Genomic DNA, 25,935 nt, shown 5'->3' with positions numbered 1-25,935 from the left:
TCATCCCTGTCCGACGGCGGCCTGCGTGGCCGCCGTTTTTGCCCGCCCCATCCCCCCTGCCTTCGCCCTTTCCCGTACAATGAGCGCTTCGCACCGTCTGGAATCCGCCGCATGCGCTCCGCCCATCGCTTCACGCTGCTCTCGCTCCTTTTCATCCTTTTCATCGTGCTCGCCGCCTCGCTGGGCACGCTGCTCGCGAAGACCGCCGGAACGACCCCGGCCCAGCCGCGCGCCATCGCCCCGCGCGGCGAGCTCACCGCCGACGAGCGCAATACCGTCGAGATCTTCGCCCTCACCTCGCCCTCGGTGGTCCATATCACCACCGCCCGCCAAGCGCTCAACCTCTTCACCCTCAACGTGCTCGAAATCCCCCAGGGGACCGGCAGCGGCTTCGTCTGGGACGAAGCCGGGCATGTCGTCACCAATTTCCACGTCATCCAGGGAGCGGACGCGGCCCGCGTCACCCTGGCCGACCAGAGCACCTGGCGCGCCAAGCTCGTCGGTGTCTATCCCGACCGCGACCTCGCGGTGCTGCGCATCGACGCCCCGCCCGAACGCCTGCGCCCCATCCCCATCGGCGAGAGCAAGGGGCTCAAAGTGGGGCAGAAAGTGCTGGCGATCGGCAACCCCTTCGGGCTGGACCAGAGCCTTACCACCGGCGTGGTGAGCGCCCTCAATCGGGAGATCGAATCCGTCACCGGCCGCACCATCCGCGGCGTGATCCAGACCGATGCGGCCATCAATCCTGGCAACTCCGGCGGGCCGCTTCTCGATAGCGCCGGTCGGCTCATCGGCGTCAATACCGCCATCTACAGCCCCAGCGGCGCTTCTGCCGGCATCGGTTTCGCCATCCCCGTCGACGAGGTCAACCGCATCGTGCCGCGCCTCATCCGCGAGGGACGCATCCGCCGCCCCGTGCTCGGCATCGCCGCCGCCTCTGCGGCCTTCAACAAGGCCCTGGGTTTGCCGCCCGGCGTCGCCATCTTGCGCGTCGACCCCGATGGGCCGGCGGCGCGCGCAGGGCTCAAACCCTTCGTTCCGGTCACCGAGGGCAGTGTCGTCGTCGGCGACCTGATCGTGGCCATCGACGGCATCCCCACACCCGATCTCGACACCTTACTCGACGTGCTCGAACGCTACCAGCCTGGCGATAGCGTGACGCTGGAAGTGCTGCGCGGTACCGAACGGCGCCGAGTTGCCGTCACGCTGGATGCCGCTGCCTCCTGATTCCTCTTTTTCACCATGAACCGTATCTTCGCCGCCTTCATCTTGATCGCCTTCGCCACTGGCGCCGGCCGCGAGCTCAGTGGCACGACGGGCGTGATGACAGCCATGAGTCAGGCGGTCATCGACGCTTCGCGCGCCGCCGTAGAGCTCGCCCTGGGCCTCGTGGGCGTGATGGCGTTCTTCCTCGGGTTGATGAAGATCGCCGAGCAAGGCGGGTTGCTCACCGCCACGGCCCGTCTCATCGCCCCGCTCATGCGGCGGCTCTTTCCCGAAGTGCCGCCGCAGCACCCGGCCATGGGCGCCATGATCATGAACTTCTCGGCCAACCTACTGGGTCTGGGCAACGCAGCCACACCGTTCGGCATTCGTGCCATGCAGGAGCTCGACCGGCTCAACCCCCACCCGGGCGTCGCCACCGACGCCATGGTGCGCCTCCTCGCGATCAACACCTCGGGTCTGGCGCTGCTGCCCACGGGCGTGATCGCGCTGCGCGCGGCCGCCGGCAGCATCGAGCCGGCCGCCATCCTCCCTACCACCCTCTTTGCCACCACCTGTGCCACCCTGGTGGCAATCTTCCTGACGCCGCTGCTGGCGCGTTTCTACCCCGCGCCTCGCCCAACCCCTCCGGTGGTCACGTATTCCAGCGAAGCGCACGTGTGCGAAGAGACGCCGCCGCTCGCACCGCTGCCCCGCTGGGTAGGATGGACGGTAGCGCTCGCTTTCGTGGCGCTCATCGCCGCGAGCGTGCGCCATGGGCAGATCGTCTCGGCCTGGATCGTACCCACCCTCGTCGTTGGATTCATCGTCTATGGCCTCGCACGCGGGGTGGCGGTCTATGAGAGTTTCGTCGATGGCGCCAAAGAAGGTTTTCAGGTGGCGCTGCGCATCATCCCCTATCTGGTCGCCATCCTCGCGGCCACGGCGCTTTTGCGCGCGAGCGGCGCCCTTCCCTTCTTCGTCTCGCTGCTCGCGCCCATCACCGGGCCGCTGGGGCTGCCCGCCGAAGTGCTGCCCATGGCCATCCTGCGGCCGCTATCGGGCTCCGGCGCCTTTGCGTTGCTCGCCGATCTGCTCAAAGACCCGAACGTCGGCCCCGACAGCTATGCCGGTTGGCTCGCTTCCACGATTCAGGGCTCGACCGAGACCACTTTCTACGTGCTCGCGGTCTATTTCGGCGCCGTCGGCATCAAGAAGATGCGCCACGCCATCGCAGCGGGGCTGGCGGCGGATCTGGCCGGCGTCATCGCCGCCGTTTTCATCTGTTCCTGGCTCTACCCGGGCGCTGCGTGAGCGCTCGCGCCACGCTACAATAGTGGCATCTCCCGTCGCGGATCTTTGCCATGCTCCACGCCCTCGTCATCCCCGTCACGCCGTTCGCGCAGAACTGCTCGCTACTGTGGTGCGACCGCACCGGTGAAGCCGCCGTCATCGATCCGGGCGGAGACCTCGAGCGCATCGAGGAGGCGATCCGTACCCGCAACCTGAACATACGCCAGATCCTGCTCACGCACGGCCACATCGACCACGCCGCCGGCGCCCCGGAGCTCTCCCGGCGTCTGGGCGGGATCCCCATCGTCGGTCCCCAGGAAGAAGAAGGCTTCTGGCTCCAGGCCCTGCCGGAGCAGGCCCGCACCTTCGGCTTTGGCAAAGCCGAGGCGTTCCTGCCCGATCGCTGGCTCGAGGAGGGCGACACGGTACGAGTGGGAGAGCACACACTGGAAGTCCTCCACGTACCCGGCCACACGCCGGGGCATGTGGTCTACTTCGCGCCCGAAGAGCGCCTCGCCTTGGTCGGCGACGTGCTCTTTGCCGGCTCGATCGGGCGCACCGATTTTCCCCGCGGCAACCACCGCCAGCTCATCACCGGCATCCTCACCAAGCTGCTGCCCTTGGGCGACGACGTGCGCTTCGTCCCAGGGCACGGGCCCATGTCGACGTTCGGCGAAGAGCGCGCGCATAATCCCTTCCTCGTCTAACATCGCTCATTCGGCCCGGTAGCGACCCGGCGCCCGTGCCCATTCCTCGGTGAGTCCCCACGCGTCGGGATCCGGAACGGCCGTCTCCAGGCGATCCTGCTCACGCTGAGGCAAATCGGGAAAAAAGTCGATGCCCGTGGCCTCTTCGATCGCACGCACCGTGGTGAGATAGGCCCGCAGATCGGCCTGCGGTGGCGTCTCCTGCGGCATGAGAAAAGCGAGCACCCGCAGGCGCCCTTCTTCGTCCTCCGCCCAGAAGATGCGAAAGAACGCCTTGGGCACCGCGATCCATTCTGGCGAGAACCTCGGCGGATGCTCGTCGAACACCGGCCCCGTCACCACCCACAGCACGCGCGCGTTCGGCGCGAAACGGTCGGCCTCCACCGCTTCGAGCCGCTGCCAGCTTCCCTGATTGAGCGACGGGCGCTGTGGCGCGACGTTCGATAGCAAAAAAGTGGCACGCTGCGCCTCGGGACCATAGCGTGTCCCGATGAGGAAATTCGGTGCCATGTGGCCCCTATCGAACCCCGAATTGCGATAGGACTCGTGGCGTACACACCACCAACCCAGGCGGCAACGCCAGGTACGCATATCGGGCTCGAAACGCGCAGGGCGCCGCTGCAGGCGATGATTCGGTGGCGGATCGGCGCGATAAGCCACCCAGCGCGGCACCCCGTGCCATTCCGAATAGCCCACCACGAACCCCGGATTGACGAGCTCCGTCACCGACAGCCGATCGACGAATCCGCGCATGCGCGGCCAGCCCCCGGGCGAATCCTGCGGCAGTGCGCTGCCGGACGACCAAGCCCAGAAGAAAACCACCAACGCCACGAGCACCAGCACCGAAATCGAGGAGCGTATCCTGCGGCCCACCGCCGACCTGCGTCGCTTCACGTCCACCTCCTTCGTTGCCAAAAAACTCATGATTATAGGCACCCCAGATTGCCTTCCCCGCCCGGCTTTTCTACAATTCAGCCTCTGCTGCGGACACCCCCACCCATGCTCGAACGCCTCTTCCAGCTCAAGGCCCACGGCACCGACGTGCGCACCGAAGTGCTCGCGGGGCTCACCACGTTCCTGACGATGGCCTACATCGCCTTCGTCAATCCCGAGATCCTCGGCTCGGCCGGCATGCCGCGCGAGGCCGTCTTCACGGCCACCTGTCTCGCAGCCGCCATCGGCTCGGCCATCATGGGGCTGTACGCCAACTATCCCGTCGCACTCGCGCCGGGAATGGGGCTCAATGCCTACTTCGCTTTCGTCGTGGTCGGCACCCTCGGCCATTCCTGGCAGACGGCGCTGGGAGCCGTTTTCATCTCTGGCTGCCTCTTTCTCGTCGTCTCGATACTGCGCATACGCGAGTGGATCATCGACGCCATTCCCGCGAGCCTCAAATCCGCCATCACGGCCGGCGTGGGCTTTTTCCTCGCCCTCATCGGTCTGAAGAACGCGGGGCTGGTAACGGCGCACCCCGTCACCTTCGTCACCCTCGGCGACCTGCACCACCTCCCGGTGCTCCTTGCCGTGCTCGGATTCCTCGCCATCCTGGTGCTGGAAGCGCGCCGCGTCACCGGTGCGGTGCTGCTCGCCATCCTCGGCGTGACGCTCGCTGCCGTAGCCCTGGGTCTCGTACCCTTCCAGGGCTTGTTCGCCCCTCCGCCATCGCTCGCCCCCACTTTCCTGCAGATGGATCTGAAAGGGGCGATCGACATGGGTATTCTCTCCATCGTGCTCACTTTCTTTCTGGTGGAACTGTTCGATGCCTCCGGCACGCTGATCGCGGTGGCCCAGCGCGCGAAACTGCTCGATGCCCGAGGGCGTCTACCGCGCCTGGGTCGAGCGCTCATGGCCGACTCCACCGCCATCGTGCTCGGCGCCTCGCTGGGAACGTCCTCGACCACCGCCTACCTCGAATCCGCCTCGGGTGTCGCCGTGGGTGGCCGAACGGGACTCACCGCCGTAGTGGTGGCGATCCTTTTCCTGGCCATGCTCGTGCTCTCGCCGCTCGCGGCCATGGTGCCGGCCTACGCCACGGCGCCGGCACTGCTCTACGTGGCCATCCTCATGGCGCGCGGGCTATCGGAAGTGCAATGGGACGACCTCACCGAAGCAGCACCGGCCGCGGTCACCGCCATCACCATCCCCTTCACCTTCTCGGTGGCCAACGGCTTGGCCTTCGGCTTCATCACCTACGCCACCCTCAAGCTCCTCACGGGGCGCGTGCGTGAGTTGCCACTCGCCGTGGCCGTGATCGCGACCGTCTTCCTCGTGAAATTCCTCTGGCTGTGATCACGCCAGAACAAAAAAATACTCCCATCATAAAAAAACGAGGGTAAACTTCGCCCTTCTTCACCCTCTAACCGGTCACCGGAGGCTGCCGCCATGCTGCTGTGGTTCGTGATCGCGTATCTCGCCCTCTCCATCGCCATCGGCTTGTACGCAGCCACCCGCGTGCACAACGCCCGTGATTACATCGTCGCCGGCCGCAACCTGCCTTTCGCCGTCGTCCTGGCCATGGTGTTCGCTACCTGGTTCGGTGCAGAGACCGTGCTCGGAATCTCCGCCACCTTCCTCGAGGAAGGCTTTCACGGGCTGATCTCCGATCCGCTAGGCGCTTCGCTGTGTCTGGTGCTGTTCGGGCTCATCTTCGCCCGGCCGCTCTATCGCATGAACCTGCTCACCCTGGGCGACTTCTTCCGCCACCGCTACAACCCCACGATAGAAATGGTCTTGTCGATATGCATCGTCATTTCCTATCTCGGCTGGGTGGGCGCGCAGATGACGGCGCTGGGCGTGGTCTTCAATGCGCTCACGGATGGGGCGATCTCGCAAACCCAGGGAACCCTCATCGGCGCCCTCGTCGTTCTCGTCTATACGATTTTCGGTGGCATGTGGTCCGTAGCCTGGACCACCTTCGTCCAGATGATCGTGATCGTCATCGGCCTCTTCTTGGTCGCCCTCTACGCCGGGGACCTGGCGGGCGGCCTTGCTCCCGTGGTCGACAAAGCCGCTGCCGAGGGAAAGCTGGAATGGCTGCCGGAGCGCAACTGGCTCTCGATCTTCACCTGGATTTCGGCCCTGATCACGATGGCCCTCGGTTCGATCCCGCAGCAGGATGTATTCCAGCGCGTCAACTCTTCGAAAAACGAATTCGTCGCCGTCTGGGCCACGACCCTGGGCGGCATCTGCTATTTCCTCTTCGCTGCCGTGCCGCTATTCATCGCGTATAGCGCCACGGTGATCGATCCGCAGCTGGTTCAAACTTTCCTCGATCAGGATTCCCAACTGATCCTGCCGCTCTTCGTCACGACCCACATGCCGCTCTGGCTGCAGATCGTGTTCTTCGGCGCCTTGCTCTCGGTCATCATGAGTACCGCCAGTGGCACTCTGCTCGCCCCTTCGGTAACCTTCACGGAGAACATCCTCAAGAGCACCTGGCCAACGCTGACCGACCGGCAGCTGCTGTTAGCGACGCGGCTGACGGTGGTGGCGTTCACGCTCATCGTGCTCGTCTACGCACTCTGGTCGAACGACTCCATTCACGGCATGGTCGAAAAAGCCTATCGGGTAACCCTCGCCGGCGCCTTCGTACCGCTCGTCGCGGGGATCTTCTGGAAGAGGGCGAATTCGCTCGGAGCCACTTTCTCAGTGATCCTGGGTATCGGTACCTGGCTATTCGGCGAGCTGGTGTTGCCCGAATCCGAGATCGAGCCGCAGATCTATGGTTTCCTGGCCTCGATCGTAGGAATGGTCACTGGCACCCTCCTCGGCCCCAAAGATCCTCATCTGCCGAAACGCACCCGCCAGCATAACGCCGCCTCGGCCACCCATCACGTCGCCTCGCGCCGCTGAATCCTTTCCTCACGCACCTTGACCCTGGTCAAGGTGCGCGCGCAGCATTTCGGCTATCCTGCACCTCTCCGTCCGAAGAGGTGCAGGATGCCATCTTCCACTTCGCCCGTGACCGGGCGCCGCCCCGAACTCGTCTGTCCGGTCGGGAATCGGGCCATGCTCGAAGCGGCCATCGAACAGGGAGCGGACGCCGTCTATCTGGGATTCAAAAACGCGACGAACGCGCGCAACTTCAATGGGCTCAATTTCGACGAAGACGGTATCGCCCGGGCGATCGACACTGCGCATGCGCGAGGCTGCCGCGTCTTCCTCGCTCTCAACACCTACCCCCAAGCCGAGGGTTGGACCCACTGGACGGCGGCGGTCGATCGGGCCGCCTCGCTCGGCGTCGATGCCCTCATCCTCGCCGATCTCGGTCTCCTCGCCCATGCGCGCGAGCGCCATCCCGAGCTACGCCTGCACTTGTCGGTGCAAGGCTCGGCCACGAACTACGAGGCGCTCGCCTTCTACCACGAACGCTACGGCATCGAGCGCGCCGTGCTGCCGCGCGTGCTCTCGCTCGAACAAGTGGCGCAGGTGGTTCGGCACAGCCCCGTGGCGGTCGAAGTCTTCGGATTCGGCGGCTTGTGCGTGATGGTCGAAGGGCGCTGTACCCTCTCGGCTTACGCCACCGGTCAGTCGCCCAACTGCCACGGCGCCTGCTCTCCGGCCAAGTTCGTGCGCTGGGACGAAACGCCGCAAGGGCTGGAGGCGCGGCTCAACGGCTTTCTCATCGACCGCTATGCCCCGGATGAACCGGCCGGCTACCCCACCCTGTGCAAGGGCCGTTTTGCCGTCGGCGGACACACCTATTACGCCATCGAGGAGCCCACCAGCCTCAACACGCTGGAGCTGCTGCCGCGCCTCATCGAAATCGGCGTCGCCGCCATCAAGATCGAAGGACGCCAGCGCAGCGCCGCCTACGTGGCGCAGGTCACGCGCGTGTGGCGCGAAGCGATCGACGCCGCGTTCGCCGCCCCGCAGGATTTCTCCCCACGCCCACAGTGGCTCGCCGCGCTCGACCGCGTCAGCGAAGGCGCGAGCCACACCCTAGGTGCCTATTCCCGGCCGTGGAAATGACCCCCATGAACCCGCTTTCGTTCGAACTCGTGCTCGCCCCCATCCCTTACTTCTGGCCGCGCGAACGCGTCCTCGCCTTCTACGAGGCGATCGCCGAAGCGCCCGTCGACACCGTCGTGCTGGGCGAGACAGTATGTGCCCGCCGCGCCGAGCTGCGCCTGCCCGACTGGATCGCGCTCGGACGCGACCTCGCCGCCGCAGGCAAGCGCGTCGTCCTCGCCGGCTACGCCCTCATCGAATCCGAATCGCACCTCAAATGGGTGCGCCGCCTGGTGGAACAGGACGAATTCGCCGTCGAGGCCAACGAGATGGGCACGGTGCGCCTGCTCGCGGCCGCCGGCCGGCGCGACTGGATCGCCGGCGCCTCGCTCAACGTCTACAATCCCCATGCGCTCGCGCAGCTCCATGAGGCCGGGGCGCGCCGCTGGCTGCCGCCGCCGGAGCTCTCCCGCGCGGCGCTCGCGCACCTGCTGGAGGGTTTCACCGCTCTGGAGCAGGGAACGATCGAAACCGAGCTGCCGGTATGGGGCCCCCTTGCGCTGGCGCATTCGGCGCGCTGCTTCACCGCCCGCCATTACCGGCTGCAGAAGGACGCCTGCGAATTCCGCTGCCTGGCGCATCCAGCCGGACTGCCGCTCGCCACGCGCGACGGCGCCGACTTCCTCGTGCTCAACGGCGTCCAAGTCCTCTCCGCCCGCCCGTGGTCCCTGATGGACCGCTTGGAGGAAGTCACCCCACTCGCGCAGGCTCTGCGCCTCGTGCCCGCCCCCGAAGGCACCCTCGAGCGGATCGCCGCCCTCGACCGCGCCCGACGCCTGGGTGAAATGCCCGCGCCCGAGCCAGAGTCGTGCAACGGCTTCTGGTACGGCGAGAGCGGCTTCGTGTATCGTGAACCCTCTTCTTCCCCCACTGCCCCCCGCGCCCAATGAAAGAATCCCGCTTCGCCTTTCCGCCCGCGCTCGCCCGGATCGTCTCCCGCTTGCCACAGACCCCGCCGGCGGCCGTGCTCGCCTTCACCCTCGACCGACTGCTCTTTCCCCGCCTGCCGCTCGCCGACCTCGAAACACTTCTCGAACAACCGCTGCGCATCGAGGTGAGCGACCTCGGATTGCGGCTCGCCCTCACGCTCACCCGGCAAGGCTTCCGCCCCTTGCCGCTGTACGTCGCACCGCGCCTGACGCTGCGTGCCACCGCTCGCGACTACCTCGCCCTGCTACGTCGGGAAGAAGACGCCGACACCCTCTTCTTCCAGCGGCGCCTGGTACTTTCCGGCGATACCGAATTGGGGCTCCTCGTGAAAAACACGCTGGATGCGATCGAGCTCGAGGTCCGTTTCCTACCTCATCTGCACTGAAGAAGCGTTCCTGTTGCCGATCGACAACGTCTCTGAAGGGCCAACTTTGATCCAACGCAAACTTCGGTGCTTTTTCCCGGCAGCAGAGGGCCGAAATGGACTAAATTCGCCTTACAAATTTTTTCCTTCCGCTGGAGGCGTTCATGACCCGCAAACCTCTCGTCACCGCGCTCATCGCCGGCTTGGCCGTTTCCGCCGTTTCCGTCGTTCAAGCCGCACAACCCAACCTCTCGGCAGAGCTACGCGAAAAGGCCAAGGCCATCATCCAACCGATCGAACCCGCGAAGATCGAACATCCGGCCAAGGTGGATTTGGGCCGTCAGCTCTTCTTCGAGCCGCGCCTGTCGATGTCCGGCATCATCTCCTGCAACACCTGCCACAACCTCTCGCTGGGCGGGGTCGACAACCTGAAGACCTCCATCGGTCATAAATGGCAGCCGGGCCCGGTCAATGCCCCCACCGTCTTCAACTCCTCGCTCAACATCGCCCAGTTCTGGGATGGGCGCGCCGCCGACCTGCAGGAACAAGCCGCCGGTCCGATCCAGGCACAGGTCGAGATGGCCATGCCCCACACGCTCGCCGTGGCCGTGATCCAGTCCATCCCTGGCTACGTCGAAACGGTCAAAGCCATCTATGGTACCGACGTCGTCACCCTCGATCACATCACCGATGCCATCGCCGAGTTCGAGAAAACCCTGGTCACGCCGAACGCGCGCTTCGACCAATGGCTCAAGGGCGACGACAAAGCGCTCACCGCCACCGAGCTCGAGGGCTTCAAGATCTTCTATGAGAGCGGCTGCATCGCCTGCCACAACGGCCCCAACCTCGGCGGCAATTCCTTCCAGAAAATCGGCGTGGTCGAGCCGTACAAGTCGACTTCGCCTGCCGAAGGCCGCGCGGCGGTGACCAAGAAGGACGAAGACCGCTGGTACTTCAAGGTGCCCACGCTACGCAACGTCGAGCTCACCTATCCTTACTTCCACGACGGCGAAGCCGCCACCCTGGAAGACGCCGTCACGCTGATGGGGCGCCTGCAACTCGGTCGCACGTTCACCGACGACGAACTGAAGAAAGTCGTCGCTTTCCTCCACACGCTCACCGGCGAGCGGCCGCAGATGCCCTTGCCGTTGCTGCCGCCTTCCGGGCCCGAGACGCCGCGCCCCGACCCCTTCAAGTGACGCTCACCCGGCGGTGCCCGCAACGGGCGCCGTGACACGGGCGGAAACACTTCTCCGAGTCCGGATGGGCTATCATGGCGTACCGGACTCACTCTTTTTTCCCGTGATGCGCCCCTCCTGTGCCACCATCGATCTCGACGCGCTACGCGCAAATTATCTCCTGGCCAAACGCCTGGCCGGCGGTCGGACTCTGGCCGTCGTCAAGGCAGACGCCTACGGTCACGGGGCGATCGCCTGCGCCAAAGCCCTCGAGCCAATCGCCGATGGCTTTGCCGTCGCCCTCCTCGAGGAAGCACTACCGCTGCGTGCGTCCGGCATCAGCCGGCCGATCGTGTTGCTCGAAGGGGTGTTCGACCCCGGCGAGCTCACAGCCGCCGCCGAACTCGATTTATGGCCGGTCGTGCACCACGAAGCGCAACTGCGCATGCTCGAGCTCGCGTCACACCGCCCCCGTCGTATCTGGATCAAGATCAATAGCGGCATGAATCGCGCCGGGTTCTCCCCACGAGAGGCTTCGTCCGTGTGGCAACGCCTGCAGGCCATTCCCGGACTCGAAGCTCCGGTATGGATGACACATTTCGCCTGCGCCGACGACCCCCGATCGAGCATGACCTTGGAGCAAATTCAGCGTTTCCACAGAGGGGTGGCCACCTTGCCGGGCGAGACGAGCCTGGCAAACTCCGCGGCGCTGCTCGCCTGGCCGCAGGCGCGCGGCGACTGGGCACGACCGGGAATCTTGCTCTATGGCGGCAATCCACTGCTTCCCCATGCCGACCCCGACCCGGCCCGCAGCTTGCGACCCGTAATGACCCTCAGTAGCCGTGTGATCGCCACCCGTTGGCTCTCCCCTGGCGAAGCCTTGGGCTATGGCGCCACCTTCGTCGCCGAACGGCCAACCCGCGTCGGCCTGGTCGCCATCGGCTACGCCGACGGTTATCCGCGGCATGCCCCCACCGGTACGCCCGTGGCGGTAGAAGGCTGGCGCACACGACTCATCGGTCGCATCTCGATGGACATGCTCACCGTCGATCTCTCCCCCCTGCCTGAAGACGTCGGCCAAGGCGCGATCGTGGAGCTATGGGGCAAGACCGTGTCGGTCGACGAGGTGGCCCGCGCCGCCGGCACCATCTCCTACGAGTTGCTGTGCCACGTCAAGCGCGTCCAACGCATCCATCGCGGGGTCATGATCACACCTTGAAGTGATCGGCCCGCTGGCGCAGGCTCGAGGCCGCCTCCTGCAGTGCCTTGGCCTGTGCCTCGCTGTCTTTGGCCGCCGCAGCCGACGCCTCGGCGCTACCGGCGATGCGCTCCACTCGCTGAGCGATCGTGTGTACCGCCTCGGTCTGCTGGTCCAGCGCCTGATCCACTTCCTGTACTGCACGCGCCGTCTCGAGCGACTCCTGCCGAATTTCGTCGATCGCGCTACGCGCCTGCCGCGCGTGTTCCACCCCCCGCCGCACTTCGTCCACTCCTTCATCCATTCCGGCGACCGCTTCGGACGTGGCATGCTGGATCTTGGCGATCATATCCCCGATCTCTTGCGTGGCGTTACCCGTGCGCTCGGCGAGCTTGCGCACTTCATCGGCCACCACGGCAAAGCCGCGTCCCTGCTCACCGGCCCGCGCCGCTTCGATGGCGGCGTTCAAGGCGAGAAGATTCGTTTGATCTGCGATCTCACGGATCGTGGCCACGATGGTCGAGATCTGCTGGGAGAAACCTTCCAAAGTGCGAATGCGCTCGGCCGCCGTTTCCACGATCTGCGCGATCTGGTTCATCCCTTCGATCGCGGCAGCGATCGTCGCCGCTCCTTCCTCTGATTTTTCCATGGATGCCTGGGCGCGCCGGGCCGTCTCGCGCATGTGCTGCGCGAGCTGATTGAGAGCTACGCTGAATTCCTCCATCGCGCCAGCCACGGCCTGGGTATCGTCGGCCTGAACGGCGATGCGCTGCTGCACCTCCTCGGCCTGCCGTTCGATCGTCTGGGCCCGAACCGCCACATCGCTCGCTTCGCGCTGCAAAGCGCCGATGAGGCCAGCGAGCTCGGAACGCATGTGGTTGATCGCGGTGGCCAAGCGCCCCAACTCGTCGCTGCGCTCATAGTGCAGGGTCTGGCTCAAATCTCCCGACGCCATGCGCTCGGTCACCTGCACGAAGGTATCGAGCGGACGCAAGGCACGGCGCACCAGCCAGATCATCACCAGAGCGAGCAGCGCCGCCTCTCCGATGGCTGCCAGGGAATTGCGAAGAATGTTTCCCATCAATTCTTCTGCCAGCTCGTCGACATAAGCCGAGGAGACGACCAACCACTCCCATTCCGGAAAATAGGCATAGGCAGCCACTTTCTCCCGCGACTTGTCCTTGCCCGGATCGATCCATTGATAGCGGACGACCCCGTTTTTCTTCTCCAGCATCTCACCGACGAAGTCGTACCCGGTGGCATCGCGCATCTCGCGCACGTTCTTGCCTTCGAGCGAGGGATGGATGCGCATGTAGCCGTTTTTGTCCATCACATAGACGTACCCCGTCTGCCCGATTTTCATTTCCATGACCGAACTGCGAAACTTGGCCAACAGGCTCCCCAGCGGATAGCCGATGAACCAGGCTCCGACCACCTCGCCATCCTCCGATTTCATCGGTTCGTAGATGGTCATGTAGTCCTTGCCGAAAAGGATCGCCGGCCCGATGTACTCCTGCCCTGCAAGCAAGCGTTTGTAGGCCGGGTGATCACGATCGAGGTTGGTCAGGAAAGCACGCGAACCATCTTCTTTGCGCAGGGAGGTCGAGATGCGTAGGAAATCGTCGCCGATGCGCTCGAAGATCGTCGCCACCGAACCCGTCTGCTCCGTGAGGAGATCGACCTCGATGAACCGCTCGTTCATCTCGATTCCGCCGAGCCGAAAGATGGGGACTTTCATCTTGCTCGGCCCCATCTCCGTGGTCTCCTTCTCGTCGATCTCGACCCGGGTACCATAGGGGAAGAAGCTCTTGAGCATTTTGAGCTGGGACTGCATCGACACGGCAACGGCCTCGTGCAGCATCTGCAAACCCGAAAGCACACTACGCGTCTGGAAGCTCATGGTCTCGTCGATGCGGCGCTGCAGTTTCTGCCACTCCAGCCCGCCGATCAGAGCGGTGCTCAGCGCGATGAAGCATACCGTGGCGATCGCCACCCCCATGGCGATGCGGCGTGTGAGATTCTGTCCCCTCATGGTTCTCTCCCCGCTGGATGATGATCTTATCGGCACTTCTCCAGCAAACTTTAGCAAGATTCACGAACGTGACCCAATTTCTTGCCGAGCCACCCCTCATTCGCTCGGTGCTGCGCTATCATGGAATCGATACATCCTTGGTGTGATCCACCCCCACTTCGAGGAACGACTCCATGAACACAGCCCCCACGCCCTTTGCCGAACCTTCGCAACTCGACATCCCGCCCGCCCCCGATGTCCTGACCGCCATCGCCCGGGAGGCCGAGGCGGAAAACCCGAACCTGGCCAAACTCGCCAAGATGATCCAGCAGGATCCGGCGCTCGCGGCCGCCGTGCTGCGCGCGGCCAACGGCGTCATGCGTATGCGTAAAATCGAATCGGTGGCCCAGGCGCTGCAGGTGATCGGCCTCGAGCGCACCCACCAGATCGTGCTGCACGCCCTGCTGCACTCCACTTTTGGCCTGCCCAAAAATCTGCGGCCTTCCATCTGGGACGAACTGCGCGTCTCGGCCGAAGCCGCCGCGGATTTCGCCCGCCTGATGCGCACCGTGCCGCCCCCCATGGCCCACACGGCAGCACTCTTGCACGATACGGGTTTCTTCCTGCTCGCGCGCACACATCCCGACTATCACGAAACGCTGTCGATCGCCCGGATCGATCCGGAGCGCCCATTTATAGAGCATGAGTTCGTACGCTACGAGACGCACCATGCCGTGGTCGGTTTTTTCCTTGCCCGACGCTGGGGATTGGCCGAGCCGGTGGCCTTGGCGATCAACCATCACCACGACTATGTCGCCGTGTTCGAGGAGACGACGCTGCCGCCGCAAGTACCGCACCTGGTGAGCCTCATCGCCATGGCCGACGTCGTGGCGGCCGAGACGGTCGGTATCGGACGCGACAAGGAATGGCACAAGGCGCGCGGTCCGGTAGCCGAATTTTTCGGGCTCACCGAAGATGAGCTCGACGACATGATCGATGCGGAGATCGCCCAGCAGCGCACCGCAGCGAACGTGGGCTGAGCATGAGCCCCGTGAGGGCTCAATTTCCCGGAGCCAGCCCTGCTTTCTGCCGCTCCGCTGCGATCGCTGCGCGCAGCGTCTGGGTGAATTCCCCCTCGTTCGGGGCGAGCGCGAGCAAGCGCTCCCAGCGCTCCACCGCCTTGGCGTGCTCTCCGGCCGCGGCGGCTGCCGCTCCGCCCATGGCGAGCGCCTTGGGTTCGTTCGGAGCGAGCGCGAGCGCCCTCTCCAGCAAGGCTATCGAGTCGGCATCGAACCCGTCGCGAGCGACGACCAGCAATTCCGCCCACTCGACCAGCACCGTGGGTTCCTGAGGGATCTTCGCCTCCAGCCTATCCCAGCCGGCAGCCACGAGCGCCGGATCTCCCAGTACGCGATAAGAACGGGCGAGCATCACCCAGGCTTGAGCGTCGCCCTCGCCGCTGGCCAGACGCTCTTCGAGCCGCGCCACCATCGACTTGATCTGATCGAGCGAAACGCCGGCGGCTCCCGCCGCCTGAGCCGCTGCGGCTTCGCGCGTGGCCGCGAGCACGGCTTCCTCGCTCGCCCAGCGCGGAGAACCCACCACCAGATAAGCCGCCGCGGCAAGTAGTGGCAGCCCTAGGCCGACGAGCGCAACCGCCAGGGGCGAAGCCTCCTGGTGCCGAGGGTGGCGGTCGCGCGCCTGCGCCTCGGCCAAGGCCCGCGCTTCCAGCTCGCGCCGGGCTTGCTCATAGGCCGAATCCTCCAGTTCGCCCGCTGCGCGCGCGCGTTCCAAGGCGGCGAATTCCTCGCGCAATACCGTCAGCGCCACCCGAGCCTGGGCTTCCTCGTCGGTAGCCCCTCCGTGGCGCCGCGCGAGCGGCCACACGACCCAAGCCGTCGCCGCCAAAGCGATGCACACCGCCACCATCAAAAATCCCGTCACGATTGCCCCCTTTCGTCCGTGTCGCGCAACAAGGCTTCGGCGCGCGCCGCCTCTTCGGCCGAGAGCGTCGGCACTTCTTCACGCGCACGGCGCCGCAACGCCCGCCACAGGGCGAACACCCCGGTAAATGCCAGCACGAACGGCCCCACCCACAGCGCCACCGTACTCGCTTTCAAGGGCGGCTGATAGAGCACGAAATCGCCATAGCGCGCCACCAGGTAAGCGCGGACCTCTTCCTCGCTCTTGCCAGCGGCGAGCTGCTCGCGCACCTGATTCATCAGGTCGTGAGCGAGCTCGGCATTGGATTCGGCGATCGACTGGTTCTGGCACACGAGACAGCGCAGCTCGTGCCCGAGCTTCAGGGCACGCGCCTCGAGCGCCGGATCGCCCACCGGCTGCGCCTTGGGCGCATCTTCCGCCGCCCGGACGAAGTCGCCCCCCCCTGCGAGCAGGAAAATCATGGCGGCGAACGCCACGCCACGCCAGGCGCTCACCCGCTCGGCACGCCGATGACCCCTCATCGCGCAGCCCCCTCTAGCGCCGCCCATTTTGGTTGCAAAACCTCTCGCCAGACCCGCTCGTCGATGGGCCCGATGTGCTTATGGCGGATGATGCCCTCGGCGTCGATGAGGAAAGTCTCCGGCACGCCGTAGACACCATAGTCGATCGCCACGCGCCCCTCGAGATCAAGTACGGAGAACCGATACGGATCGCCGTGGCGGGCGAGCCAGTCCCGCGCCCGCAACAGCGCCGCCTCGCGCTCTTCCCGTGGAGAAATCCGGCTCGTATCCAAGGATGCATCGCCGCGGATCTCCTTGTAATTCAGCCCCAGCAGCGTCACTCCCTCCTCACGGGCGAGCCGCATCAACATGGCGTGCTCCTCACGACAGGCAACGCACCACGTGGCCCAGACGTTGAGCATCCACGGTCGACCGCGCAGATCGTCCGGGCCGGCGATCGTCTCGGGCGCATCCACCCGCGGCAAGGCGAAAGTCGGTGCCGGCTTGCCCACGAGCGGGGAAGGCACCTCCCGCGGGTCGAGGCGAAAGGCATAGGCAAAGAGCCCGAGCAACGCAACGAAGATGAAAAAAGGAATCAGATGCTTCAGCTTCATCGCACCGCCTCCGCCACCGGTTCGTGGGACTGCTCCGACGCAGAGACCGCAGCCGTGCGTCGTGCGAGCCGCCGGTAGCGCCGATCGAGCGCGGCAGCCACACCACCGAGCGCGATCAGTACCGCACCAAACCAGATCCAGGAAATGAAGGGTTTATAGAAGAGCAAAACGACCCAGCCACCATCGCCGGTGGGATCTCCCAGCGACACATAGACGTCGCGGAATACTCCCCAATCGATCGCCGACTCGGTCATCGGCATGGCCGAACGGAAGTAGGCGCGTTTCTCCGGCGCGAGCACGGTGAGCATCCGCCCTTCGCGCCACACTTCCACCGCGCCGCGCTGGGCGGTATAGTTGGGTCCCGGCACCTCGCTCACGCCACGCAGCACGAAACGATAGCCGGCGAGCTCCGCTTCCTGCCCGGGCATCATCTTCACGTCGAGCCGCTGCTCCAACGCCCCCACGAGCGTCACGCCGAGAATGAACACCCCCACTCCCAGGTGAGACAACCACATCCCCCACCAAGAGCCGGGAATGCCGCGCAGCCGCGCCGTCATCCCCGAAGCTGCCCCCTGGCGTAGACGATCGACGAGCAGGCGCAACGAGGCCAGAACGACCCAGGCCGTCAAAGCGATCCCCAGGAAGGCACCGACCGTGACGTGATCCATCGCCCACACGCCCAGCGCTGCGATGATCAGCGCCCCGATCGTTTCCGGCCACACCCGGCGCAGCACCCGCGAGAGCACGTCCCGCTTCCAACGCAGGAAAGGCGCCAGCGCCATCAGCACCACCGCCGGAATCATCAGCGGCACGAACACCTTTTCGAAGTACGGCGGCCCGACCGAGAGTTTGGCTCCCTGCAGCGCATCGATGATCAAGGGATAGACCGTACCGAGCAACACCGCCCCGGCAGCCGCCGCCATCAGCACGTTATTGACCAGGAGCGAACCCTCGCGCGAAACCGGCGCGAACGCCCCCCCTCCCGAGAGCCGCGGCGCGCGCCAGGCGAAGAGCAGCAACGACACCCCCACGGTGAGCGCGAGCAAGCCCAGGATGAACACCCCACGGGTGGGATCCGTGGCAAAGGCGTGCACCGAAGTGATCACGCCCGAGCGCACGAGGAACGTTCCCAGCAGCGAGAGCGAGAACGCCCCGATCGCCAGCAGCACCGTCCAACTGCGAAACGCCCCCCGTTTCTCGGTGACGATGAGCGAATGCAACAAAGCGGTTCCGACCAGCCACGGCATGAGCGAGGCGTTCTCCACCGGGTCCCAGAACCACCACCCCCCCCAGCCCAACTCGTAATAGGCCCAGGCCGATCCCACCAGGATACCCAGCGTGAGGAACACCCAGGCGACCAGGGTCCAGGGCCGCGACCAGCGTGCCCAGGCCGCGTCCATTCGCCCCGAAAGCAATGCCGCGATCGCGAACGCAAACGCCACCGCCATGCCCACGTAGCCCATGTACAGGAGCGGCGGATGGATGATCATGCCTGGATCCTGCAGCAAGGGGTTGAGATCACGCCCCTCCACTGGCACCGGCACCAGCCGCTCGAAGGGGTTGGAAGTCAGGATGAGAAAGGCGAGGAACCCCACGCTCACCGCGCCCAGCACCCCGAGCACGCGCGCGCGAAAGGCCGCGGTGAGCGTGCGCGAGAAAGCCGCCACCGCTGCCTGCCAGCCCGCCAGCGCCAGCGACCACAAGAGCATCGACCCCTCGTGATTACCCCACACGCCGGTGAGACGATAGACCCACGGTGTGCGCGTCGACGAGTGTTCCGCCACCAACAGCACGGAAAAATCGATGCGCAGGAAGGAAGCCGTCAGACAAGCATAGGCGAGAACGAGCGCCGCGAACTGTACGAGCGCCGCGCGCCGCGCTGCCGCCATCGCCCCGGCCGAACCGCGCGCCGCTCCGGCAAGACCCAGCACCGCCTGCACCAGCGCCAGCGCCCAAGCGAGCGCCAGCGCGAACTGTCCCATCTCGGGGATCATCGTGCGCTCCTCATGGCTCGAGGGTGGATGCCGCGCGCTGCGCCTGATCCACGGCGTGCTGCGCTTCCACCGGCATGTAGTTCTCGTCGTGCTTGGCGAGCACTTCGCTGGCGACGAACACCCCGTCCGGTCCCAGCTGACCCTGGGCCACCGCCCCCTTGCCCTCGCTGAAGAGATCGGGCAGCGCGCCGCGATAGACGACAGGAATGGTCTTGGCCGTATCGGTGACGGCAAAACGCACCGTCACCCCGTCGGGCAAGCGTTCGAGCGAGCCCTCGGCCACCATGCCGCCGATACGAAAAGTCCTTCCCACAGGCGCCTTGCCCTCGGCCACCTCGGAAGGCGTGTGGAAGAACACCAGATTCTCGCGCATCGCCGAGAGCACCAGCGCCGTGGCCCCGCCGAGCAGGGCGAGCGCCGCGAGGATCAAAGTCAACCGCTTGCCGCGTGCCGTCATGCGTCTTCTCCCGTGTCTTCGAGCCGTGCCGCCCGCCAGCGCAGCAGACGGCGGATCACGGCCTTACGAGTGCGGTAGAGGAAATAAAGTTCGAGGGCGATGAGGGCGAAACTCACGCCGTAGCTGCCCCAGACGAAGAAACCCCGTCCACCCATGTCCCAGAAAGCCGACCACGATTCCCAGTGCATCCATTCACCCCCGTTCCCTGGCCGCCAGGCGATCGAGCTCGGCGGCCACCCAGTCGGTGTGCCGCTCGCGCTCGAGGATGATCGTACGGACCCGCCACAACGCCACGGCGATCGAATAGAACCAGGCGGCGAACGCCATGATCAGCATGGTCACCAGCATGACGGTGGCCATGGAAGGCGCACGCGTGAGGCTCACCGAAGCGCCCTGATGCAGTGTGTTCCACCACTGCACCGAAAAATAGATGATGGGCACGTTGATCGAACCGACGATGGCGAGCAAGGCCCCGGCGCGATCGGCACGGCGAGGATCCTCGATGGCCCGCGTGAGTGCCAGGTAGCCCAAATAGAGAAACATGAGGAGCAGCTGCGAGGTGAGCCGCGCATCCCACACCCAGTACGTCCCCCAGGTAGGGCGCCCCCACAAGGCGCCGGTCCACAAGGCGATGAAACACCAGATCGCCCCGGTAGGCGCGAGCGCATGGGCCATCATGAAAGAGAGCCGCGTATTGAGCACCCAGCCGACGATCCCCCAGAAGGCCATCACGAGATAGAGGAACATCGACATCCATGCCGCCGGCACGTGGAGGAAAATGATGCGATAGACCTCCCCTTGCTGCGCGTCGGTCGGCGCGACGAAAAACGCCAGGTACAGCCCCACCACGGTGAGCACGGCGGCGAGCGCGGCGAACCACGGTGCGAGCCGCCCGGCGAGCGGATAGAACTGCTGCGGCGCAGCAAACCGCCAAAGGCTACGCGGCGCGCGCTGTCGCGCCTCGATTCCCTGCTGCCAACGCTGCCGTCTTCCTGGTGTCGCATCCATCCCTCGATTCTTCCCCCTCATTGCACCGCCAAACGCAACGCCGCCACGCACGCCCAGGGCGCGAGCGCCACCGACGCGAGTCCCCCGGCCCCCAGCAGGGCCAGGTGCGCGGAGTAGGATACCCCACCCAGGGCCGCTTCCACCGCTCCTGCCCCGAAAATGAGCACCGGCACCGCCAGCGGCAGCACCAGTAGCGCCAGCAGCACTGCCCCGGAACGCACCCCCAGCGTGAGCGCCGCCCCGATCGCCCCGATGAGCGTGAGCGTCGGTGTGCCCAGCAAGAGCGTTCCCGCCAGCAAGGGCAGGACTTCCGGCTGCAGATCGTAGAGCCCGGCGAGCAGCGGCGCGAAGAGCGCCACCGGCACGCCAGTCACGAGCCAATGGACGGTCACTTTCGCCAGCACCCACACCACCGCCGGCTCGGGTGAGAGCAGCAGCTGCTCCAGCGTGCCGTCCCTCAGATCGTGCTCGAAGAGCCTTGGCAACGCCAGGAGCGAGGCGAGCAGCGCCGTCACCCAGACCACGCCCGGGGCGATCGCACGCAGCTGATTCGCCTCCGGCCCGATGCCAAAGGGGAAGAGGCACACCACGACGACGAAAAAGGAGAGCGCGAGCAGCACGTCGGTGCGGCCGCGCCAGGCAAGTGCCATCTCGCGCCGCAGCATGGCCACGAATACCGCCCCCATCACGCCACCTTGCGCCGCGGCGCGAAGCGCCCCGGCTCCAGGGTTTCGCAAGCACAGGAAAATTCCACGTCCTGGTGCGTCGTGAGCACCACGGTGGCTCCATCGCGCACCCGCGCTTCGATGCGGCGCGCGAGCGCGGCCACCGCCGCGACGTCGAGCGCCGTGAAGGGTTCGTCCAAAATCCACACGGGTCGTTCCTGCGCCAGAATGAGGCGCGCGAGCGCGACCCGCCGCCGCTGCCCTGCCGAGAGCACCCACACGGGCAGATCGCGTTGCCGCGCGAGGCCAAGCTCCGCGAGGGCGGCGTCGATCGCCGCTGCGTCGTGCGGCAGCCCCTGCACCGCGGCGAGGCTGCGTAGGTTCTCCCTCGGGCTCAGGAGCTCATGCACCGCCGGCAAATGGCCATAGAAAAATACCGCCCGGTGCCAGGCATCCGTTTGCGCCCTCACCGGCACCCCTTGCCAGCGCACTTCCCCCTCATCAGGCTGCGCCAAGCCGCAGAGCAGGCGCAACAGGCTCGTCTTGCCCACGCCGTTGGGACCTGCTATGCGCGTGAGCACACCGGGGCGGAAGACGTGCGTCAGGTCGCGAAAGAGGATGCGGTCGCCTTTGATGCAGGTGAGCGCCGAAGCTTCGAGCATGACATCGATGGACGGAGGGATCGAGGCCGTAAGTCTAGCAGAGCCGGCCGCGGAGCGGACTTCAGGCAACGCGGGAAGGCGTATTTTCCTCGCTCCGGTGGGGTTGATTGCTCCAGGAAGGCGTAGTTGGCCGCACACCCAGCCGCGCACAATCGGCAACGAAGGCGTCGCTCGCCAGATATTCGTATTCCCATTCGCGCGGGGTCGTGAGCGTGTCGACCGCCAAGAGCGCCGCATCGACCCGGCCCGGATGCACGTGCACCAAAGCTCTCGGCCCCAACGCCGCGAGGAAACGGCCCATCTTCTCGCGAAAAGGCGGCGTTTCCTTGAAATCGTGCAGACCGGAGAATCCCTGGTTGTGCGGGATACCGTGCGCGAGCAGTGCTGCCTTGAGCCCACGTCCCAAGCGACGCAGAAAAAGCGCCTTGCGCACCCCCACACCCCGTATCCGGATGCGCCGCACGGTTTCGCGACAATCGCGCACCCACAGCGTACCCGGCGCATACCGGCGCAGGATCTCGGAAACGAGCGCCTCGCGCACCGTCGGCAGGAGATGCACGTGCTGATGCCCATCGACGAAAGCCGGTGGTGCCCCCCAAACGTCTTCGAAGGCATCGAACTGCGCCCGGATCTCCTCGGCCACTGCCGCCGCCGGCAGACGCCTCGCCAATGCACTCAAGAGTAGCGTTCGCAGCGACGGCAGACGTCCGTCTTGCGCCAAACCACGCGCCGGGCTCGCCGAACGCTGCTCGGTGAGCGTCAGGTGCAAGCCCACCTGGGCACCCGTTGCGCGCGCCAAAGCCGCCAAGCCAGGCGCATCGCGCTTCCAGCAAGGCATGGTCACCATCGCCCCGGTGGCCGTCACCCGCCCCGATTCGATCAGATGCTCGATGGCACGATCCACGCCCGGTGCGATACCATAATCGTCGGCGCACAAGACGAAAGTTCGCTCTACCGGTGCAACCGTTTCCAGGGGGACATCGGCCGGAGGCACCCCCAGTCCGGGAAGCGGCGTCAGCGCCAAAACGCCGGATTTTTCGAAATGGACGTCCATGCGATCCTTGCCTTGCATCCCGTTACGATTCGCTGACGACAGGAGCCGATAGCCGTGATTCCCGCCTCCGCACCGCCGACCCCGGTCGAACTGAGCGTGATTGTACCCGTGTATAACGAAGCGGCATCGTTACCGGTTTTGTACGAACGGCTCAAGGACGTGCTCGATGCACTCGCGCTCTCCTGGGAATTGATCCTCGTCGACGACGGTAGCCGCGATGAGAGCTTCGCGGTCATCGAGCGGCTCGGCGAAGCCGATGCCCGCGTCAAGGGCGTGCGGTTTGCGCGCAACTTCGGCAAGGAAGCCGCCATGGCCGCGGGGCTGCATCGCGTCGCCGGACGGGCCGCCGTCATCATGGACGCCGACTTGCAACATCCGCCCGAACTCATTCCCCAGATGCTCGAGCGCTGGCGCGCCGGAGCGGCCATCGTCACGGCCGTGCGCACCGACCGGGACACCGACTCCCCCTTGCGCCGCTGGCTCTCGCTCGCCTTCTACCGTTTCTATCGCGGTATCTCCGAAATCGCCCTCACACCGGGCGGGGGCGATTTTCGCCTCTTCGACCGACGCGTGGTGGCAGCCCTGAATCTCCTGCCCGAACGCAAGCGTTTCCTCAAAGGGCTGGCGAACTGGGTGGGGTTCGAGCAGGTCACCATTCCCTACCGGCCCGCCGAGCGCCACGCCGGCACCTCCCGCTGGTCGCTGCGCAAACTCTGGCGCTATGCCATCGACGGCATGGTCTCCTTTACCACGGTCCCCTTGTACGTCTGGTCCTCGATCGGCGCGCTCCTGGCGCTCGCCTCGGTGGTCTATGGTCTGTGGCTGGTGGTGCGCACGCTCCTTTTCGGGCGCGACGTGCCCGGCTACGCCTCGCTCATGGTCGCCACGCTCTTTCTCTCGGGGGTGCAGCTCGTCAGCCTGGGCGTACTCGGCGAATATCTCGGCCGGGTCTTCGAGGAAGTCAAACGCCGGCCGCTCTACCTCATCGGGCGCACCGTCAACCTGCCCGACGAACTCGCCGAACCCCCTTCGCCGCCGCGTTGAACCTTTCGCCACTTCACCCCATCCGATTGCACGATTCCGTGCCGAGTTCATCCCCGATGCGCCTCCTCTTGCAGCGCTTGCTCACCCCGCGCAGCCTCTCACTCCTCCTGTGGCTCGTTTTCGCCTGGTACGTCTTCGACGGTTACGACCGCCACGCACCGAGCAACGACGAATGGGTACAGCACATCTACGGCGAACTGCTCGTGGCCTACTACAGGAGCGGACTTGCCGACAAGACCTTCCTCGACTTCAGTAATCTCTATCTGTACGGAGGTCTCTTCGATCTGCCCGCGGCTTGGATCACCATGGCCTTCGGCATCGACTGGTGGCCATTACGGCATCTCCTCACCGCCGCTTTCGGCGCCCTGGCATTTCTGGGCGCGGCACGTTTCGGGCGTTTCCTGGGAGGAGCCTGGCTGGGGACGGCGGCGCTCGCCGCCACGATGGGCAGCGGGGTCTTCTCCGGCGCGATCTTCACCCACACCAAGGACGTCCCTTTTGCCGCGGCCATGCTGTGGTCGCTCTACTACACGAGCCGCATCGCCGACGAGATTCCCGTACCGCGTTGGCGCCACGTGCTTTTGTGGGGGCTCGCCACCGGAGCCGCGATCGGATTGCGGGTGGGCGGCGTGCTCGCCTTCGGTTTTCTCGGTGCGGCCCTCCTGCTCGCATGGTGGCCGCGCCGCCGCTTACTGCCCTCCTGGCCGCGGCTCTTCACGGCGCTCCTCGTGCGCCTCGTGCCAGGCATCGCACTCGCGCTCGCGCTCATGGCTTTTTTCTGGCCCTGGTCGGTAATGAGCTGGGATCACGTCTGGCAAGCGCTCACCAAGTTCTCGCACTTCGCCTTCGACCTCTATACCTGGGAAGACGGCGAGCGCGTGGAAAACGCCAAAGTCTCGCGTCTCTATTTACCCAAGTACCTCCTCGTGCGACTGCCGGAATTCGTGCTTCTAGGCACCGTGCTCGCGCTCGCCCACGGGCGGCGCATCAAGGAATCCCCTCGTCTGTGGCCGCTGCTGTTCGCGCTCGCCTTCGTGCTCGCCTATGTCATCATCGGCAGACCGCCGCTCTACAACGGCCTGCGCCACTTCCTCTTCCTCGTCCCGTGGTTCGCCCTGCTCGCGTGCTGGGGCTGGCAAAGCACGCTCGCGGCACTCCATCGCCCCCTGACCGAGATCTCCCTGCGCCGCCGCCATGGCGCATTGCTCCTTGCCGCCCTGCTCGTCCTCTCGGCCGCCGACGATCTCGTCACCCTAGCACGGCTGCACCCCTATCAGCACCTCTACTACAACCACCTCGCCCGGGGACTAGCCGGCGCCAAGCACCGTTGGGAAATGGATTACTGGAGCGACGCCACCCGAGCCTTGTTGCCCGTACTCGCCGATTGGGTCGCCAAACAACCTCCCGGCAAAGACTGGGCGCTCGCCTATTGCGCAGAAGGTTTCCAGATCGAACCCTGGCTGCCACCCAACGTCCATATCACCGAAGCGTGGGACGACGCCGAACTCTTCCTCGCCACCACCCATGATGACTGCGACCAGGCGATGCTCGGCAAGGAAATCGCCCACATCGAGCGCCTGGGCACACCGCTGGCGGTCCTTGAGCTCATCGACCACGAGGCCGCGGACCCATGATGAACCCGCTGGCCGAACTCGTACGCATGTCGCGCTTCGCCCTCGTGAGCGTCTCCGGCACCCTGGTACACTATGCCGTACTGGTCGCCCTGGTCGAAACGGACACGCTCGGGCCGCTCCCTTCTTCGGCGCTGGGTTTCCTGGCCGGCGCCATAACGAACTACCTCGGTTCGCGACGCTGGGTCTTCGCCAGCGACGCGCGCCACGTCGTCGCCCTGCCCAAGTTCCTCGCCGTTGCCGCCACCGGCTTTACCGGCAACGTCGCCGGCATGGCGCTCGCCCTCGACTGGTTGCAGCTTCCCTATCTGCTCGCCCAAATCCTCGTCACGGGGCTGCTGTTCTTCTGGCATTACGGCGCAAACCGCCTCTGGACCTTCGCCCGACGCGGCTGAGGTGTTGCGCTCCGTACATTCGGCATCGACACCTGTTGTCAACAAATAGAACTGTCCGGTTTCGTAGCACATA

Annotated in this window: 26 protein-coding genes; 14 read left to right on the top strand and 12 right to left on the bottom strand. The window is 65.6% G+C overall.

What is annotated here, in order from left to right; translation table 11 throughout:
• Positions 1-111 precede the first annotated feature (111 nt).
• Genes GV368_RS08780 through GV368_RS08770 form a run of 3 tightly spaced genes read left to right on the top strand, consistent with a single transcriptional unit; the run spans position 112 to position 3,203 of the window.
• Positions 112-1,227 carry a S1C family serine protease gene (locus GV368_RS08780; protein WP_169116264.1) on the top strand — a complete coding sequence of 372 codons (1,116 nt, stop codon included), beginning with the start codon at positions 112-114 and terminating at the stop codon, positions 1,225-1,227.
• 15 nt (positions 1,228-1,242) lie between these two features.
• The gene (locus tag GV368_RS11660; protein WP_169116263.1) at positions 1,243-2,517 is read left to right on the top strand and encodes a nucleoside recognition domain-containing protein; all 1,275 of its coding nucleotides are present in this window, start codon (positions 1,243-1,245) and stop codon (positions 2,515-2,517) included.
• A 50-nt stretch (positions 2,518-2,567) separates the two neighbouring features.
• Positions 2,568-3,203, top strand: coding sequence for an MBL fold metallo-hydrolase (locus tag GV368_RS08770; protein WP_169116262.1), 636 nt, complete (start codon positions 2,568-2,570; stop codon positions 3,201-3,203).
• Positions 3,204-3,209: 6 nt separating this feature from the next.
• On the opposite strand, the gene GV368_RS08765 is transcribed toward GV368_RS08770, so the two are convergent.
• A complete protein-coding gene (locus GV368_RS08765; RefSeq protein WP_169116261.1) occupies positions 3,210-4,097 on the bottom strand; it encodes a DNA/RNA non-specific endonuclease in 888 nt (295 codons plus the stop codon).
• Positions 4,098-4,202: 105 nt separating this feature from the next.
• Between GV368_RS08765 and GV368_RS08760 the strand changes: the two genes are divergently transcribed.
• From GV368_RS08760 to alr, 7 genes are all read left to right on the top strand, one after another.
• Positions 4,203-5,492 (top strand): NCS2 family permease, encoded by a 1,290-nt coding sequence (locus GV368_RS08760; RefSeq protein ID WP_169116260.1) that lies wholly within the window; start codon positions 4,203-4,205, stop codon positions 5,490-5,492.
• Positions 5,493-5,585: 93 nt separating this feature from the next.
• Positions 5,586-7,055 (top strand): sodium:solute symporter family protein, encoded by a 1,470-nt coding sequence (locus GV368_RS08755; protein WP_169116259.1) that lies wholly within the window; start codon positions 5,586-5,588, stop codon positions 7,053-7,055.
• 87 nt (positions 7,056-7,142) lie between these two features.
• Positions 7,143-8,174 (top strand): ubiquinone anaerobic biosynthesis protein UbiU, encoded by a 1,032-nt coding sequence (gene ubiU, locus GV368_RS08750; RefSeq protein ID WP_169116258.1) that lies wholly within the window; start codon positions 7,143-7,145, stop codon positions 8,172-8,174.
• 5 nt (positions 8,175-8,179) lie between these two features.
• Complete coding sequence (locus GV368_RS08745; protein WP_169116257.1) at positions 8,180-9,103, top strand: U32 family peptidase; 924 nt, start codon at positions 8,180-8,182, stop codon at positions 9,101-9,103.
• Complete coding sequence (gene ubiT, locus GV368_RS08740) at positions 9,100-9,528, top strand: ubiquinone anaerobic biosynthesis accessory factor UbiT (RefSeq protein WP_206673365.1); 429 nt, start codon at positions 9,100-9,102, stop codon at positions 9,526-9,528. The genes GV368_RS08745 and ubiT overlap by 4 nt, the downstream gene beginning before the upstream one ends.
• A gap of 143 nt (positions 9,529-9,671) precedes the next feature.
• Positions 9,672-10,706 (top strand): cytochrome-c peroxidase, encoded by a 1,035-nt coding sequence (locus tag GV368_RS08735; RefSeq protein WP_169116256.1) that lies wholly within the window; start codon positions 9,672-9,674, stop codon positions 10,704-10,706.
• Positions 10,707-10,812: 106 nt separating this feature from the next.
• Positions 10,813-11,904, top strand: a complete 1,092-nt coding sequence (alr, locus tag GV368_RS08730) for an alanine racemase (protein ID WP_169116255.1) — start codon at positions 10,813-10,815, stop codon at positions 11,902-11,904.
• Here alr and GV368_RS08725 read toward each other — a convergent pair.
• Positions 11,894-13,915 (bottom strand): methyl-accepting chemotaxis protein, encoded by a 2,022-nt coding sequence (locus tag GV368_RS08725; protein ID WP_169116254.1) that lies wholly within the window; start codon positions 13,913-13,915, stop codon positions 11,894-11,896. The two genes, alr and GV368_RS08725, sit on opposite strands and share 11 nt — an antisense overlap.
• Positions 13,916-14,088: 173 nt before the next feature.
• Between GV368_RS08725 and GV368_RS08720 the strand changes: the two genes are divergently transcribed.
• Positions 14,089-14,934, top strand: coding sequence for an HDOD domain-containing protein (locus GV368_RS08720; RefSeq protein WP_169116253.1), 846 nt, complete (start codon positions 14,089-14,091; stop codon positions 14,932-14,934).
• Positions 14,935-14,953: 19 nt separating this feature from the next.
• Here GV368_RS08720 and ccmI read toward each other — a convergent pair whose 3' ends face one another.
• The 10 genes from ccmI to GV368_RS08670 form a co-directional block, all read right to left on the bottom strand.
• A complete protein-coding gene (ccmI, locus tag GV368_RS08715; RefSeq protein WP_142808508.1) occupies positions 14,954-15,838 on the bottom strand; it encodes a c-type cytochrome biogenesis protein CcmI in 885 nt (294 codons plus the stop codon).
• Positions 15,835-16,359: a cytochrome c-type biogenesis protein gene (locus tag GV368_RS08710; RefSeq protein WP_169116252.1), complete on the bottom strand. Its 525-nt coding sequence runs from the start codon at positions 16,357-16,359 to the stop codon at positions 15,835-15,837. The genes ccmI and GV368_RS08710 overlap by 4 nt, the downstream gene beginning before the upstream one ends.
• Positions 16,356-16,952 carry a DsbE family thiol:disulfide interchange protein gene (locus tag GV368_RS08705; protein ID WP_169116251.1) on the bottom strand — a complete coding sequence of 199 codons (597 nt, stop codon included), beginning with the start codon at positions 16,950-16,952 and terminating at the stop codon, positions 16,356-16,358. The genes GV368_RS08710 and GV368_RS08705 overlap by 4 nt, the downstream gene beginning before the upstream one ends.
• Positions 16,949-18,946, bottom strand: a complete 1,998-nt coding sequence (locus tag GV368_RS08700) for a heme lyase CcmF/NrfE family subunit (protein ID WP_169116250.1) — start codon at positions 18,944-18,946, stop codon at positions 16,949-16,951. Before GV368_RS08700 ends, GV368_RS08705 begins: the two co-directional genes overlap by 4 nt.
• A gap of 10 nt (positions 18,947-18,956) precedes the next feature.
• Positions 18,957-19,403 (bottom strand): cytochrome c maturation protein CcmE, encoded by a 447-nt coding sequence (gene ccmE / locus GV368_RS08695; RefSeq protein ID WP_142808501.1) that lies wholly within the window; start codon positions 19,401-19,403, stop codon positions 18,957-18,959.
• A complete protein-coding gene (gene ccmD / locus GV368_RS08690) occupies positions 19,400-19,591 on the bottom strand; it encodes a heme exporter protein CcmD (protein WP_142808499.1) in 192 nt (63 codons plus the stop codon). The genes ccmE and ccmD overlap by 4 nt, the downstream gene beginning before the upstream one ends.
• Positions 19,592-19,595: 4 nt before the next feature.
• On the bottom strand, positions 19,596-20,411 hold the full coding sequence (ccmC, locus tag GV368_RS08685) for a heme ABC transporter permease CcmC (RefSeq protein ID WP_178086761.1): 816 nt from the start codon (positions 20,409-20,411) through the stop codon (positions 19,596-19,598).
• Between the two features lie 17 nt (positions 20,412-20,428).
• Entirely contained in the window at positions 20,429-21,097 is a 669-nt protein-coding gene (gene ccmB / locus GV368_RS08680) for a heme exporter protein CcmB (RefSeq protein WP_169116249.1), read from the bottom strand.
• Positions 21,097-21,738 carry a cytochrome c biogenesis heme-transporting ATPase CcmA gene (ccmA, locus tag GV368_RS08675; protein ID WP_169116248.1) on the bottom strand — a complete coding sequence of 214 codons (642 nt, stop codon included), beginning with the start codon at positions 21,736-21,738 and terminating at the stop codon, positions 21,097-21,099. Before ccmA ends, ccmB begins: the two co-directional genes overlap by 1 nt.
• A gap of 61 nt (positions 21,739-21,799) precedes the next feature.
• Positions 21,800-22,792 carry a ChbG/HpnK family deacetylase gene (locus GV368_RS08670; RefSeq protein ID WP_169116247.1) on the bottom strand — a complete coding sequence of 331 codons (993 nt, stop codon included), beginning with the start codon at positions 22,790-22,792 and terminating at the stop codon, positions 21,800-21,802.
• Between the two features lie 54 nt (positions 22,793-22,846).
• On the opposite strand from GV368_RS08670, the gene GV368_RS08665 reads away from it, so the two are divergent.
• The 3 genes from GV368_RS08665 to GV368_RS08655 are packed head-to-tail and all read left to right on the top strand — an operon-like array spanning position 22,847 to position 25,862.
• Positions 22,847-23,836: a glycosyltransferase family 2 protein gene (locus GV368_RS08665; protein ID WP_206673364.1), complete on the top strand. Its 990-nt coding sequence runs from the start codon at positions 22,847-22,849 to the stop codon at positions 23,834-23,836.
• Between the two features lie 56 nt (positions 23,837-23,892).
• Complete coding sequence (locus tag GV368_RS08660; RefSeq protein ID WP_142803637.1) at positions 23,893-25,470, top strand: ArnT family glycosyltransferase; 1,578 nt, start codon at positions 23,893-23,895, stop codon at positions 25,468-25,470.
• Positions 25,467-25,862 carry a GtrA family protein gene (locus tag GV368_RS08655; RefSeq protein WP_206673363.1) on the top strand — a complete coding sequence of 132 codons (396 nt, stop codon included), beginning with the start codon at positions 25,467-25,469 and terminating at the stop codon, positions 25,860-25,862. The genes GV368_RS08660 and GV368_RS08655 overlap by 4 nt, the downstream gene beginning before the upstream one ends.
• Positions 25,863-25,935: the final 73 nt, after the last annotated feature.

The organism is Tepidiphilus baoligensis, from assembly GCF_012911495.1.
Taxonomy (GTDB): Bacteria; Pseudomonadota; Gammaproteobacteria; order Burkholderiales; family Rhodocyclaceae; genus Tepidiphilus; species Tepidiphilus olei.
The sequence above is the reverse complement of the archived record's forward strand: the minus strand, read 5'-3'. Positions and strand labels throughout refer to the sequence as shown.